We start from the raw sequence: 13592 nt of genomic DNA, 5'->3' as shown, positions 1-13592 counted from the left end.
CGGCGTAAGCATCCCTTAGGCTTTTCATATCCTATAAGTTCAAGATTAAATCCATTTTCGATAAAAATTTGATTAGGTGTTTTTCCGGTTAAATACTCTCGAACAGCTTTAACTTTAAAATCAGTATGATAGGATATGGAACGGTCAGATACTTTAATCACATTCGAATTTTTCAGTAATAGGCTTTGCTCTAAATTGTTGTACAAGATCTTGCTCATTATTATCCTCCGAAAGATTTAATACTATTGATTATAAACTCAAAAATACCCCTTGTATTGGACTTTTTCTAAAATGTCCAATACAAGGGGCTCAGTTCACGTTCGGAATGTAGAGCTTTTCTTTATAAATACATCTTACGTATATTCAGGAAGCGCTTTTAAATGAACAACTATTTTATTTATTAACTTAGCACAGCTAATGTGGACCAAAATTCTTTAGTTTGCGTAATATCTACATTTTTATTTTTCTTAACATTTGTTTTTTCTACTCTTGTTTTATCTTTTTCCATAAGATTCATTCCTCCTATAAATTTTTTTTGATATGCCTGTTGATTAATCATAGAAGCATCTCCTCACTCTCTAAATAAGATGTCTTTCTCTCTCTTGTTTCTCTGTCTTCATTTTAAATCTAATCTTCTTATAAGTAAAATATATAATTGTAATCTTTACTATTACCGAAATAGATAGTAAAATATATTTAGAGGTGTTACCTATGGATATACGACATTTAGAATATTTTGTTGAAGTTGCTCGTCAAAAAAGTTTTAGTAAAGCCGCCAATATAACTCACGTATCTCAGTCAGCAATCAGTAAAATGATAAAAGATTTAGAAGCCGAACTGGGAACGTCCTTGTTTAATCGAACTTCGAAATACGTACAGTTGACCGATGCAGGTACGATCTTCTTAGATCAGGCACAACAAGTAGTAGTTATGTTTCATAATCTTACTACAGAATTCGAAAATAAAATCAAAATGGAAAAAGGCAAAATTTTTATCGGTCTGCCTCCAATTACTGGTTCTACCATATTTGCTGAGTTGCTGGGAGAATTTAAAAAGAAGTATCCACAAATCGAAATCAACCTATCAGAATATGGATCAAAAAAAGTGGCACTGGCGATCCAAGACGGCACCTTAGATATTGGTGTAATCTGCATTGTACCCGATAGTGAGCACTTTGACTCCCGTTCTTTTACCAATGACCCCCTTTTCGTCATCGTCTCCTCTCAGAACCCTATAGGTCAATTATCTTCAATTGAACTAGCAGCATTATCAAATGAATCTTTTGTATTATACAGTGAAGATTTCAGTCTGCATGATGAAATTATAAATCAGTGCAAAAAAGCAGGTTTTTCTCCTAACGTTATTTTTGAAACTTCTCAGCGTGAGCTTATGACGCAAATCGTAGCTGCAAATCTGGGCATTGCATTCTTGCCTAGTGAAGTATGTAAAGAGTTAGACGCCGATCGCATCATTTCCGTACCATTAGTACGACCTCAGATTATACACAGCATGTCCATCATATGGAAAAAAGGGCGTTTTATGTCTCACGCCGCACGTTTATGGTTACAGTTTGCTGAGGATTATTTTGCATCAAATGAATAGACTTACTAAAACCTCCTCCGTATTCTAATACTGGAGAAGGTTTTTTTATGTGAATAGCAAATAATATAGTCAATGACTTACTATTTGCTATATTATCATTTTTCACCGGAACTAAGCCTTAAATAATAGAAAGAAGGATTCAGTATGAATAACAAACAATTTGCGCTACAAAATTTATTACTCTATCGTAATATTCTCTCTGACAACATTATAAAAAAATTGCAACTGCTCTGGGAAAGAAATTGCCCTCATTATATATACTATGAATTATATAGTGAACTTTTAATCAAGGCAGAACAATTGCATTTAGAAGGAGATCTAATAAAAAATTATATAATTTATTTAATTTCTAAAGATGAAAATCTTTTTAGCAAAACAGTTGAAAAAAGCAATGGAACACTTGCTACAAATTCCAGTTTATATCAGGCTGCACTGCATGATTGCAAAATTTTTAGAGATTTTCTGTTTCGAGATTTACCTGCCATAACAGGAACAGATTACATTGATTTGATTCAAGATTTTGTGCCAACCGTCTGCTGCAAAGAAGGAAATCTATCAACCCTCTATAATCATTTTGCTGCAGTAATAGAAACCCCAATTGATGTTCTGGTTCAAGAACTAGCGAATCACTATTCTCACTATTCCTGCGGCATTATGTCTGATTATACTGCTTTGCGATGGAACAGCAGTATAGGCCTTGTAGGGATAAAGAATTATGATACCATTCAAATGCAGGATATCACAGGATACGAGCATCAGAAGGAAACTTTGTTACAAAATACTCTTGCCTTTATTAAGGATAAACCCGCAAATAATATTTTACTGATTGGCTCTCCAGGAACAGGAAAGTCTTCTTCTGTTAAAGCACTTTTAAATGAACCTATTTTCAAAAACCTTCGTCTTATAGAAGTTTCTAAATTAGAACTAAAATCTTTAAATCAATTACTGAGAATTCTCAGGGACTATTCTCAGAAGTTCATTATTTTTCTTGATGATTTGTCTTTTGAAGAATTTGAAATTGAATATAAATATTTAAAATCTATCATTGATGGCGGCGTGGAAACAACACCACCTAACGTCCTCATTTATGCCACTTCTAACAGAATGCATTTAATCAAGGAAACTTGGGACGATCGAAAAGGAACTTCAGACGATGTGCATCGTTTTGACACAGTGAATGAAAAATTGTCCTTGTCAGATCGCTTCGGCATCACTCTCACCTACTTGTCTCCAAGTCAGGTAGAATATCTTATGATTGTAGAGCAACTAGCATTTAAAAATAAAATCAATCTGCCAGTAGAAGAATTGCATGCTGCAGCGTTAAGATGGGAACGGCAACATAACGGACGCTCAGGACGAACAGGGCAGCAATTTATTAATCATCTTTTAAGTCAGCAATAAACAAAAAGACCTTAACTTTGAAGTTAAGGTCTTTTTTTATATATTTTTTATAAAAACCTGCAAATCATTATAGATTATCAATTTGCCAATGGATTGGACTTGTTCCACTTGATTCTAAAAGTGCATTCGCTTTCGAAAAAGGCTTACTCTTAAAAAATCCTCTGCATGCAGATAATGGACTGGGATGAACTGATTTAATAATATGGTGGTTCTTATTAGTAATTAAGCTTGTCTTCGATTGAGCATTACTTCCCCATAGAATAAATACAATAGGTTCTTCTCTTTGGTTTAATAAGCTGATAATCTTATCTGTTACCTGTTCCCATCCCATATTCCTATGAGAATTCGCTTGTCCAGCTAGGACAGTGAGAGCAGTATTAAGAAGTAGTACGCCCTGGTCTGCCCACTTTTTAAGATAGCCATTATTCGGTATATAACAGCCCATATCATCTTTAAGTTCTTTATATATATTCATTAGAGATGGAGGAGGCTGAATCCCCGGCTTCACTGAAAAGCTTAATCCATGAGCCTGATTCGGACCATGATATGGATCCTGCCCCAATATAACCACTTTTACATCTTGATAAGCTGTATAATGGAGAGCATTAAAAATATCATATTTATCAGGATAAACAGTCTTAGTTCGATATTCTTGTATTAGAAATTGTCTTAGATTTAAGTAATAGTCTTTTTTAAATTCATCTTCAAGCAACTCTTGCCAATCATTTTTAAATATTATCATATTTCATCACCGTTTTTCATTATAACATACATAAAAAGTTAATCAAATACCTTTAGCCTATCACAGACATATAGCCGACTGATTATTGATGAAAAAAGTCTTTAGAAAAAATTCTAAAGACTTTTCAAGAGCAATTTAGCAAAATCTTCCTACAAACTCTTATTATTTTTTTAGATATTCTTCACTTTCAAAGCCATCAAAAGAAATATCAGGTGCTCCACAAGTGAAAGGAGTATTACAGAACGGACAGTTTGTTGGCAATTCTCCCTTTTCAGTTGAAATGATAAAGGGATAATGGCAATTATCACATAGATATTTCTTACTTTTTATAACATTTTTATACATTTAAATTCCCTCCTATTATCATTATAATATTGTCGGATAATTCTTACTTCTTTCCTTGTTATTATTTTAACATACTTACTTTGTTAAAACAATAACTTTCTTTTTATGAATACAATATACACTTTTAATTATTATAATAACAATTAACCTTATATCCTCAGAAAATTCTCTAATTGTATTAAAAAAAGTTGAAATAAATTAAAAAGGCTTATAAGCAAGAGCTTATAAGCCATTAGTTAAGAATTGGTGCGGTAGAATGGATTTGAACCATCACGAGGTTGCCCCCGCCAGCCCCTCAAGCTGGTGCGTCTGCCGTTCCGCCACTACCGCAAATAAAATATGCAAGCACATTTGTTTGGTAAAATAAACATAATAATGTTGGTGCGGTCGAGAGGACTTGAACCTCCACGAAGTTTCCCTCACTAGAACCTGAATCTAGCGCGTCTGCCGTTCCGCCACGACCGCATTATAAGCTACTTCAGCACAACTTTATAGTGATTTGTTTTGCCGACATATACTATTATACCTTTTCATAACAAAATGTCAACAAGATTTTCAATTATCTTTGCCAATTGGTATTCTCTTACTATTACTTTGACGTAAAACCCCATTGCCAAGCATTCCACAAATTACCCGAAGGCGTTGGATTAGCCTGATAATTTATAACCGTCTTTTTTACCACATCGATATTGTGTCTGAAATAAAGAGGTATGATTGGACATTCTTGTATAATCAACTCTTGAATACGAAAGGATATTTGTTTCCGATTTTCAATGTCCACAGTATGGATGCCTTGATCTGTCAAAGCATCAATTTCTGCATTTCTCCAACCAGAATAATTCTGGCCAGCATATTGATTGTTTCTATTTGGTATCTTTTTAGAATTCCACAAATTAAAATTATTCGGGTCAACTCCAGCAACCCAAGCATACATAGCAGTTTCAAACTGACGATTTTTTAAAAGATCATCAAAGAATTTTTTTCCGTCTACTATCTTAACTTCTGCCTGGATTCCAACTTCTTTTAATTGATAAGATATCGCCTGTGCAGCAAGCTCTCGTGCTTTGTTCCCCATCGGCACACTAAGAGAGAAAGATAACTTTCGTCCATCTTTTGCAAAAATCCCATCGGTTCCTTGCTGCCAGCCAGCTTGAGACAAAAGTTCGCGAGCTGCTGCTACATTATGTGCAGCTGGCATTATTGCAGAGTTAAATCCCCAAGATAAAGGGGATTGATCACTTACAGCTGTACTTGCTGAATTTTTTAACACATTTGCAATAAGAGCTTGCCTGTCAATACCTAAAGCAATCGCTTGCCGCACCTTAACATCCTGAAACAAAGTATTATCTAAATTAAAGTCAACATGCTCCCATATCATATTAGGGGTATTGAGCACCTGAACACCTTCAACACCCTTAATTTGATCGATTAGAGATAAAGGTATATTGGTTACAATATCCAATGCCCCAACTTTTAGCTGACTGAGCATAACATTTGTATCAGGTATGACTTTATAAAGAATAGAATCAAGGGTAGGTTTGCCGCGATAATACGCTGTATTGGCTTCTAATAAAAGAGATTCAGACATATGCCATTCCTTAAGCTTAAAAGGGCCTGTACCAATGGGAGCTCGATTGAAAGAAGATTTATTGATGTCTTCTTTTTCTAATATATGCTTTGGCAAAACACTTTTAAATAAAGTTAAATACGATGGATAAAATTCTCTATATTGTATAACCACCGTATAGCTGTCAGGTGTATCGATAGTCCGAATTTTGTCATAACCTTCTCTGGACATTACATTAACGCCTGAATTCATAATCATCTGCCAAGTAAATTTAACATCTTCGGAAGTGAAAGCTTTACCATCATGCCAAGTCACGCCAGGACGAAGTTTATATTTTACAGTTAAACCATCAGGACTTACTCCGCCATTTTGCAAAGTAGGAACTTCAAGGGCAAGATCCGGCAGCCATTCTCCCTTTGCATCATTTATTACCAAGCTGCTAAAGATCAAACTGCTAACCTCTGCAGTTGCTAAAAGATCAGATAAGAATGGGTTTAATGTGTTTGGCTCTTGCAAACTGCCATAAACGAGCTGGCCTCCTGGTTTAATTTCATTCTTCGGGGAGACTGGCAGGCTTTTAGAATTGCAGCCACTCGTTAATGCAAGAAGTATTAGCAAACACAGTATTCTACTGCATTTGCGTCCAATCACCATTACAATTCTTCTCAAAAGCACCAGATTATTCATCTTATATCTTTCATATTGCAAAGCTACCGCTCTCCTATCTACCATATAACTCCTGATAGCGTTTTTTACTTTCTAAAACACGATCTACATATTTTTTAGTTTCTCCAAAAGGGATTTTTTTAGAATCTCGAAATGACATATCCCATGAATATTGTCCCATCCACTGCTTTACATTGCCCCTGCCGCCATTATAAGCAGCTAACATTAGCACTTCATTACCCTTAAATTCTTTTTTTAAAGATGCTAAATACCATGTTCCCATACTAATATTTATTTCAGGATTTTCTAGCTGCATAGTAGCAAAATCATGCTTTTCCATCTGCTCAGCTACCCACTTTGCCGTTTCAGGCATCATCTGCATCAAACCTAGAGCCCCCTTAGGAGATAGAGCTTTTGCATCGAATTTACTTTCTGTTCGTATCACACCTGCAACAAGAAAGGGATCCAACTCTCTTTCCAAGGCATACTGATACACAATATCCTGGTAAGGAAAAGGATAAATATATTTTTTTTGAAACCAATCTGTATTATATATTCCATACGCAATAATAGCCAATATTATGATATTCCTCACCAGGATTTTCATCCGGGTTAAAATCCGCAAAAAAATCACTCCGTCACTATGTTAGTAGGTACTCATCCTACAAAATTCTACTCAAAATACGAGGAAAGTAGAACAACGAGTCCTTCATACTTTAATTTTATTCATTTTTTCACATATACTCTGCCATGCTGTTATAACTTGATGTTTTGTATTTTCAATATCTAACGTATTATCAATTATCAAGTGAGACTGCTTAGCTTTTTCAGTTATATTCAGTTGAGAATTAATTCGATCCATTGCCTCTTTGTTTGTTAACTGATTCCGCGAGATCAACCGTGAAAGTTGTACTGAAGGGTCGACATAAACTACCCAAATCTCATCAACTTTACTTTGCCACCCTGCTTCAAACAGTAATGGTACATCGATAACAACAGCTTTATGCCCCAGCTGCTCCGCTTTTTTAATGCAAGTATTAACTTCTGCTTCAATATAGGGATGAATCATCTTCTCTAAGCAGGAACGTTCCTGGGGATTTTGAAATATGATATTTCCTAACATTTTCCGATCCACATTTCCATCTGGCAGCATAATTGCATTACCAAAGTGAGCTACAATCGAAAGTAAAGCAGGCTGCTTAGGCATTACCACTTCACGAGCTATTTTATCTGTGTCAATAATGTAAGCTCCCAATTTTGCCAACATGGAACTTACCGTACTTTTACCACTTGCAATCCCACCAGTTAGACCAATCACATACATGTAAGCGTTCCTCCCACAATTCGGTGCTTATTTTTGACACTTCGGACAAAAATGAGTTCCACGTCCCGCTACCTCTATTCGATGGATCAGTGTACCGCAAGAAAGGCACGGCTCATCTTTGCGTCCATATACATTAAGGTGATGCTGATGGCTACCGCTTTTCCCATCACCATCACGGTAATCACGGAAGGTCGTTCCACCATGCTCTATACCATCTGCAATTACCTTATTAATCGCATGATACAATTTTTCATTTTCACTTTCACTTAAACTACTAGCGATACGCTCTGGATGAATACCAGCGATGGCCATGCACTCATCCACATAGATATTCCCCAATCCTCCTATATATTTTTGATTCAATAGGATCGCTTTAATCTTCCCATGGTGTTTTTTTAACATTTCCGTTAAGTAAACTAACGAAAATTCAGGAGTTAAAGGCTCTGGTCCCATCGTAAAAAGACCAGCAATTCTCCATAATTCATCAAAGGGCATTAAGTACAAGGTTCCTAATGTACGAGTATCCGCATATACCAATACATCACCATTATCTAATTTAAATATAATACGAGTAAACTTATCTTTTTCTCCATCTCGTGAGATATATTGCAACCGTCCTGTCATGCGAAGGTGTATAACTAAGACTTGTTTATCGTCTAAATGAAATAGTAAATATTTACCTTTTCTAGCTACAGTCTCCACTTTTCTGTTAGTTAATACAGCTTGAAACTCTGCTGCTGACGGCCATTTCACCAATCGCGACAATAAAAATTCAACTGCTACAATCGTACGCCCTGAAACTTTATCGATTAGGCTGCGTCGAATGATTTCTACCTCTGGCATTTCTGGCATACTTGACCTCCTGTCAAATCATTGATATTATTTCGCATCTGCCCAATTTTTTCCGATTTTCACATCCACAACTAGTGGGACTTTTAAAATCAGACTTTTTTCCATTGCTTCTTTAACTATTCTAGAGACTTGCTCTACTTCATCACTCGGTACTTCTAGTACCAATTCATCATGTACTTGCAATAGGATACGACTTTGTAATTTTTCTTTCTTCAATGCTCGATATACATCAACCATCGCTTTTTTTATAATATCAGCAGCCGTTCCCTGAATAGGAGTGTTCATCGCAGTACGCTCAGCAAAGGAGCGTTGATTAAAATTTTTGCTATTTATATCAGGCAAATAGCGGCGACGTCCCAGCAAAGTAGTAACATACCCTTGCTGATGCGCTTCACTAACAGCTCTATCCATAAACGTTTTTACACCATTATATTTAGTAAAATAATTCTCAATATATTGGCTCGCCTCTTTACGGCTGACACCTGTATCACGTGATAAACCATAATCACTGATACCATAAACAATACCAAAATTTACAGCCTTAGCTCTTGAGCGCAATTCTGAGGTAACTTCTTCCATCGGAACTTCAAAAACTTCTGCCGCAGTACGGGTATGCACATCTTGCTCCTTGGCAAAAGATTCAATGAGATTTGCATCACCTGACATATCAGCTAAAACTCTCAGCTCAATTTGAGAATAATCTGCAGACATTAGATAATCATACCCTGCACCAGGTATAAATATCTCTCGAATTTTCTTACCCATTTCAGTACGTATCGGGATATTCTGCAAATTTGGTTCCGAACTGCTGAGTCTGCCTGTAGCCGTCACCATTTGATTAAAAGTGGTATGTATACGGTCTGTTGCACGAGAAACCAGATCCGCCATTCCATCCAAATAGGTTGATTTTAGTTTGGCTAACATTCTATATTCTAGAATCGTATCCACGATAGCATGTTGACCTGCTAATTTTTCCAATACCTCTGCGTCAGTAGAGTATCCAGTTTTTGTTTTTTTCATAGCAGGTAGATGCAGCTTTTCAAACAGAATGACTCCTAACTGCTTTGGAGAGTTCACATTGAAGGTTTCACCCGCATATTGATAGATCTTAGTTAATAGTAACTCAATCTTTGCACCAATTTCCACTGACATAATTTGCAAATATTCACGATCAACTTTAATTCCGTGATTTTCAACTACGGATAATACCTCAATTAAGGGAAGTTCTATTTCGTTAAACAAATGAATCAGTTCATTGTCGATTAGACCTTGTTTTAGTATAGGGTATATTTCATGTATGACTTCAATCGCCCATACAGTAAAAATAGGTTCATGATGTATTTTCTGCCATTGGATCGTACTGAATTTCCCAAGATATTTTTCTCTCAGTATTGCAAGAGAATAGTCATTTGCTGTAGGTTCCAGAAGATATGCTGCCAATATCGTATCAAATACAAGCCCTCCCAATATAGTGCCCATACTTGCGCATGCATGATACATTTTCTTAGCATCATGAGTGACTTTCATAATCGACGCATCTGGAAATAAAGTGAGCAATTCCTGCCATCCTGTTGTTTCACTAGAAATGTATTTGATTTCCCCTTCCAAGATGATTGCTATACCACTCATATGAAGATTAGGTAAATCTCCTATAATGAGTGGATAGAATTCTAATATTCCGATTTTCCGTATCTGTGTAATTAGACCAGCTATCTCAACGGCGTCGGTTATCTCATCAAGTTGAGGCAGCGCTTCTGCCTCAACTTCTTGCTCTTGCTCATATCCAGGAAATATACTATGTACTCGCGCTAGAAGGCTTTTAAATTCAAATTTTGCAAAAAGTTCTTTCATTGTTTCAAGATTAGGATGGATTCTAAAGTCATACTTTGCGAAATCGATGTTCATATCACATTTAATCGTCGCCAATTGTTTTGACAGCAATGCAAGCTCTTTATTATTACGTAAGTTTTCCTGTAATTTCTTTCCTGAAATATTTTCAATATTCTCCAAAACATTTTCAATAGAGCCATATTCGGCGATTAGCTTTATTGCCGTTTTTTCTCCGACCCCTGGAACGCCAGGAATATTATCCGAAGTATCTCCCATTAAACCTTTGAGATCAATTTGTTGCTGTGGAGTCACATTATATTTCGCTAAAAAAGCATCTGTATCGAAAGTATCCATATCAGAAATACCTTTTTTTGTTAGCATTACTTTGGTATGAGAACTAATTAATTGCAAGGCATCTCTATCGCCAGTGACAATGATTACTTCATGCCCTGCTTTTCCTGCTTTAGCCGCTAACGTTCCAATAATATCATCGCCCTCATACCCGGCTTCTTCCAGCTGCGTAATTCCTAATGCTGCCAGCACCTCTTTCGTCAATGGAAATTGTTCCGATAACTCTCTTGGCGTTGGCTTACGCTGTGCCTTATAATCAGCATATACGTCATTACGAAAAGTAATTTTACCTTTATCAAAAGCAACAACCATATAATCTGGTTTTAACTCACCAAGTAATTTTACCAGCATAGTTGTAAAACCATATACTGCATTTGTATATTGTCCATTACCTGTAGTCAATGGGGGTAAAGCGTAAAACGCCCTATGTACCAAGCTACTTCCATCGATGATTATAAATGTTTCAGGCATATGCTTACCACCTTAATTAATAAATTTCAACTTAATATACTTAGCTAAACAGCTGCAAAATACCTTTTTCTTTGCTATTTTTTTATTCAAAAAGGATGCTGGAATAGAAGGAAATCTATCCCGGCATCCTTTTTCTATTTTATGCTAAATAAGCTGCTTTTATCAGTACTCTAATAAATAACATTTATATTGATACTAATATCGCTACACAATGCTGCCTTTAATCACTATTGAGCTCTAATTCATCATTTTCTTGAAAATCAGTCCGCAAATTAAATAGCTTTTCAATATTTTCTATTTTACTATAAATAATATCATTTTTTATCAGACCTTGATATGCAATATTATCTTTCCAAATTAACTCTTTCTTAGCATCCCATATAAAACCACTTTTACAAGCTGCAGCAACAGCCCAAACTGGCAGATAAGCGGAATTGCCAACCAAAATTCCTTTCTGTTCCAATCGAGTATGATTTATTATTATGTTCTGATCCCTGGCAAATTCTACTTGTTTGCCGCTCTCTTCTCTTAGAATCGCCGACAAAAATTCTTCATTCACAAATCCCTCATATCCATATTCAGCTAATTTTGCGTTTACATCAGCTAAAGTAATTGTTTTATAGCCATAAACATCCGGATAGATGCCAATCGATGCTCTCCCACTCTTTTCAAGATCAATTCTAATCCGCTCGTAGAGTATTGTTACAGGCGTACCATTCATAACAATTTCAAACAGTTCTTCTGCTTCCTCTTCTCGCATTCGCACGCAGCCATTCGACACTGCCATGCCAATTGTCCAAGGGGCGTTGGTTCCATGTATTCCATATAAAGGCAAGAACTCCATCCAACGATATCCTAATGGATTATCAGGTCCTGGCATTACAACATAATTACGTCCTGGGGGAATCCAAACGGGATTACGTTCCTTACTGACAATATAAAAACTACCCATAGGGGTTGGTGTAGAGGGCTTACCAATTGCTACATAATATTCTTTGCTCATGATATTACCATGATACAATTGCAAAGTGCGACTAGGCAAATTGATAATAATTTGAGGTACATCATTTTGCTGAGCCGCCACACCAATAGGCAAGAGGATAAAAGACAATAAGAAAAATATGCTACGTATAATCCTTGAAAAACCAAACACAGACATCCCTTCTTTGTCAAAAATTAAAGAACACTAAACATATATGAAGGATGTTCTGTGCATATGACTGGATCTATAATTTCTTGCTCTTAAATATTAAGGATTACGTTATTGTAAATTTAAGATTTGTTGATGCACTACTGCTAAGCGATTGGTACAGTCATCAACAATTGGCAAATAAACATGTACTTTCGTACCACCTTTCTCGCCTACACTAATATTAACAAAACCACCATGTTCTGTAATAATACGATTGGCAATAGGCAACCCCAATCCGACTCGATCCAATTTAGTTGTGTAAAAAGGTTCAAATATGCGTGACAATATTTCTGGTGTTATTCCTGTCCCAGTATCATTGATTGCAAGCACCAGCATACTAAGCTCTGCATTCATCCAAGATTTTATACTCAATATCCCTTCCCCATCCATGGATTCTATTGCATTTTGCATAATATTCATAACCGCTTGCTTTATAAGATTTTTGTCCGCAGTAATAACAGGAAGATTCTTAGCCAATTCTTTATTAATATTAATCTTTTCGCCACCTAAATCTTTAAAACTCAGCAATAGTGCTTCTTCCATCAAACGATTCAAATCAACACCCGGCTCTTTTTGCACAGGAGGTTTTGCAAAAAGAATTAATTCTTTTACTACATCATTGATATAGGAAACTTCACCCAATAAAGTTTCCAATACATCACGACGCACAGTATACTTGTCATCATCAATACGCCCTAACATAACTTGCAGATACCCGCTAATGGTGGTTAAAGGAGTTCGTACATGATGTGCTACACCAGCTGCTAATTCTCCCAATGATACTAGCATTTGTGTAGTCTGTATTTGCTTTATAGCGGCTCTTACAGCAGACACATCCTGTAATATAACAATCATCCCATTGAATTCACCCAGCGAATCAACCAGCCTCAATGCATCGATGTGTAGATAAATGATTTGATCATTACTTTTCAAACTAATATTAGCAGTCTTAATGTCCTCATATTCTGAAATATCAAAGATTTTCAAGAATTGTTCACCGTATTTTCGAAAAACAAATTCCGCCCGTTTTCCGATTACAGCAGAATGAGCCACTCCTCCAATTCGTTCCGCTTCCCGATTCAAACTTTTTATACGCATTTCTCGGTCAAGATGTATGATTCCATTTGTCGTCGACTCAAAATATTCTTTATACTCATCTTCTTTAACTAAATGTACTAATCTATTTTGCGAAGCTGCCGCTAAGTACATATTTTGCCCTCTCCTTACCTTCCTATTTATTAAAGTGATA

At 36.0% G+C, this 13592-nt stretch carries 12 protein-coding genes, 2 tRNA genes and 1 pseudogene; 2 read left to right on the top strand and 13 right to left on the bottom strand.

The features are described 5' to 3' along the window. Both BMZ99_RS18035 and BMZ99_RS26420 read right to left on the bottom strand, forming a co-directional pair. Positions 1-218, bottom strand: a pseudogene (locus tag BMZ99_RS18035) (IS3-like element ISBsp3 family transposase); the annotation flags it as partial. 182 nt (positions 219-400) lie between these two features. After that, positions 401-559, bottom strand: a complete 159-nt coding sequence (locus BMZ99_RS26420; RefSeq protein ID WP_175490606.1) for a hypothetical protein — start codon at positions 557-559, stop codon at positions 401-403. A 152-nt stretch (positions 560-711) separates the two neighbouring features. On the opposite strand from BMZ99_RS26420, the gene BMZ99_RS18030 reads away from it, so the two are divergent. Both BMZ99_RS18030 and BMZ99_RS18025 read left to right on the top strand, forming a co-directional pair. Further along, positions 712-1602: a LysR family transcriptional regulator gene (locus BMZ99_RS18030; protein WP_090940573.1), complete on the top strand. Its 891-nt coding sequence runs from the start codon at positions 712-714 to the stop codon at positions 1600-1602. Between the two features lie 144 nt (positions 1603-1746). Then, positions 1747-3003, top strand: a complete 1257-nt coding sequence (locus BMZ99_RS18025) for an ATP-binding protein (protein ID WP_090940570.1) — start codon at positions 1747-1749, stop codon at positions 3001-3003. 67 nt (positions 3004-3070) lie between these two features. On the opposite strand, the gene BMZ99_RS18020 is transcribed toward BMZ99_RS18025, so the two are convergent. The 11 genes from BMZ99_RS18020 to BMZ99_RS17970 all read right to left on the bottom strand — a co-directional run bounded on the left by BMZ99_RS18020 (position 3071) and on the right by BMZ99_RS17970 (position 13552). Further along, positions 3071-3745: a uracil-DNA glycosylase gene (locus tag BMZ99_RS18020; RefSeq protein WP_090940567.1), complete on the bottom strand. Its 675-nt coding sequence runs from the start codon at positions 3743-3745 to the stop codon at positions 3071-3073. Between the two features lie 162 nt (positions 3746-3907). After that, a complete protein-coding gene (locus tag BMZ99_RS18015) occupies positions 3908-4090 on the bottom strand; it encodes a hypothetical protein (RefSeq protein WP_090940564.1) in 183 nt (60 codons plus the stop codon). Positions 4091-4334: 244 nt separating this feature from the next. Beyond that, positions 4335-4420: transfer RNA gene (locus BMZ99_RS18010), tRNA-Leu, on the bottom strand. Positions 4421-4469: 49 nt separating this feature from the next. Then, positions 4470-4555, bottom strand: a tRNA-Leu gene (locus BMZ99_RS18005). 124 nt (positions 4556-4679) lie between these two features. Next, positions 4680-6365, bottom strand: a complete 1686-nt coding sequence (locus tag BMZ99_RS18000) for a peptide ABC transporter substrate-binding protein (RefSeq protein WP_245755040.1) — start codon at positions 6363-6365, stop codon at positions 4680-4682. A 13-nt stretch (positions 6366-6378) separates the two neighbouring features. Further along, positions 6379-6948: a lytic transglycosylase domain-containing protein gene (locus BMZ99_RS17995; RefSeq protein WP_090940559.1), complete on the bottom strand. Its 570-nt coding sequence runs from the start codon at positions 6946-6948 to the stop codon at positions 6379-6381. A gap of 84 nt (positions 6949-7032) precedes the next feature. Then, positions 7033-7647 carry a dephospho-CoA kinase gene (gene coaE, locus BMZ99_RS17990; RefSeq protein WP_090940556.1) on the bottom strand — a complete coding sequence of 205 codons (615 nt, stop codon included), beginning with the start codon at positions 7645-7647 and terminating at the stop codon, positions 7033-7035. A 27-nt stretch (positions 7648-7674) separates the two neighbouring features. Next, on the bottom strand, positions 7675-8499 hold the full coding sequence (gene mutM / locus BMZ99_RS17985; protein WP_090940553.1) for a DNA-formamidopyrimidine glycosylase: 825 nt from the start codon (positions 8497-8499) through the stop codon (positions 7675-7677). A gap of 27 nt (positions 8500-8526) precedes the next feature. Continuing rightward, a complete protein-coding gene (polA, locus tag BMZ99_RS17980) occupies positions 8527-11151 on the bottom strand; it encodes a DNA polymerase I (protein WP_090940550.1) in 2625 nt (874 codons plus the stop codon). Positions 11152-11371: 220 nt separating this feature from the next. Then, entirely contained in the window at positions 11372-12304 is a 933-nt protein-coding gene (locus BMZ99_RS17975; protein WP_090940547.1) for a L,D-transpeptidase, read from the bottom strand. A gap of 108 nt (positions 12305-12412) precedes the next feature. Then, positions 12413-13552 carry a two-component system sensor histidine kinase NtrB gene (locus BMZ99_RS17970; RefSeq protein ID WP_090940544.1) on the bottom strand — a complete coding sequence of 380 codons (1140 nt, stop codon included), beginning with the start codon at positions 13550-13552 and terminating at the stop codon, positions 12413-12415. Positions 13553-13592: the final 40 nt, after the last annotated feature.

Origin of the sequence: Pelosinus propionicus DSM 13327 (assembly GCF_900114615.1) — a bacterium.
Taxonomy (GTDB): Bacteria; Bacillota; Negativicutes; order DSM-13327; family DSM-13327; genus Pelosinus; species Pelosinus propionicus.
This window is presented reverse-complemented; position numbering and strand designations above follow the sequence as displayed.

What these genes read in the sequence shown, in the direction of transcription:
- BMZ99_RS26420 (WP_175490606.1), bottom strand. Translation starts at nt 559, where the DNA reads ATGATTAATCAACAGGCATATCAAAAAAAATTTATAGGAGGAATGAAT.
- BMZ99_RS18030 (WP_090940573.1), top strand. Translation starts at nt 712, where the DNA reads ATGGATATACGACATTTAGAATATTTTGTTGAAGTTGCTCGTCAAAAA.
- BMZ99_RS18025 (WP_090940570.1), top strand. Translation starts at nt 1,747, where the DNA reads ATGAATAACAAACAATTTGCGCTACAAAATTTATTACTCTATCGTAAT.
- BMZ99_RS18020 (WP_090940567.1), bottom strand. Translation starts at nt 3,745, where the DNA reads ATGATAATATTTAAAAATGATTGGCAAGAGTTGCTTGAAGATGAATTT.
- BMZ99_RS18015 (WP_090940564.1), bottom strand. Translation starts at nt 4,090, where the DNA reads ATGTATAAAAATGTTATAAAAAGTAAGAAATATCTATGTGATAATTGC.
- coaE (WP_090940556.1), bottom strand. Translation starts at nt 7,647, where the DNA reads ATGTATGTGATTGGTCTAACTGGTGGGATTGCAAGTGGTAAAAGTACG.
- mutM (WP_090940553.1), bottom strand. Translation starts at nt 8,499, where the DNA reads ATGCCAGAAATGCCAGAGGTAGAAATCATTCGACGCAGCCTAATCGAT.
- polA (WP_090940550.1), bottom strand. Translation starts at nt 11,151, where the DNA reads ATGCCTGAAACATTTATAATCATCGATGGAAGTAGCTTGGTACATAGG.
- BMZ99_RS17970 (WP_090940544.1), bottom strand. Translation starts at nt 13,552, where the DNA reads ATGTACTTAGCGGCAGCTTCGCAAAATAGATTAGTACATTTAGTTAAA.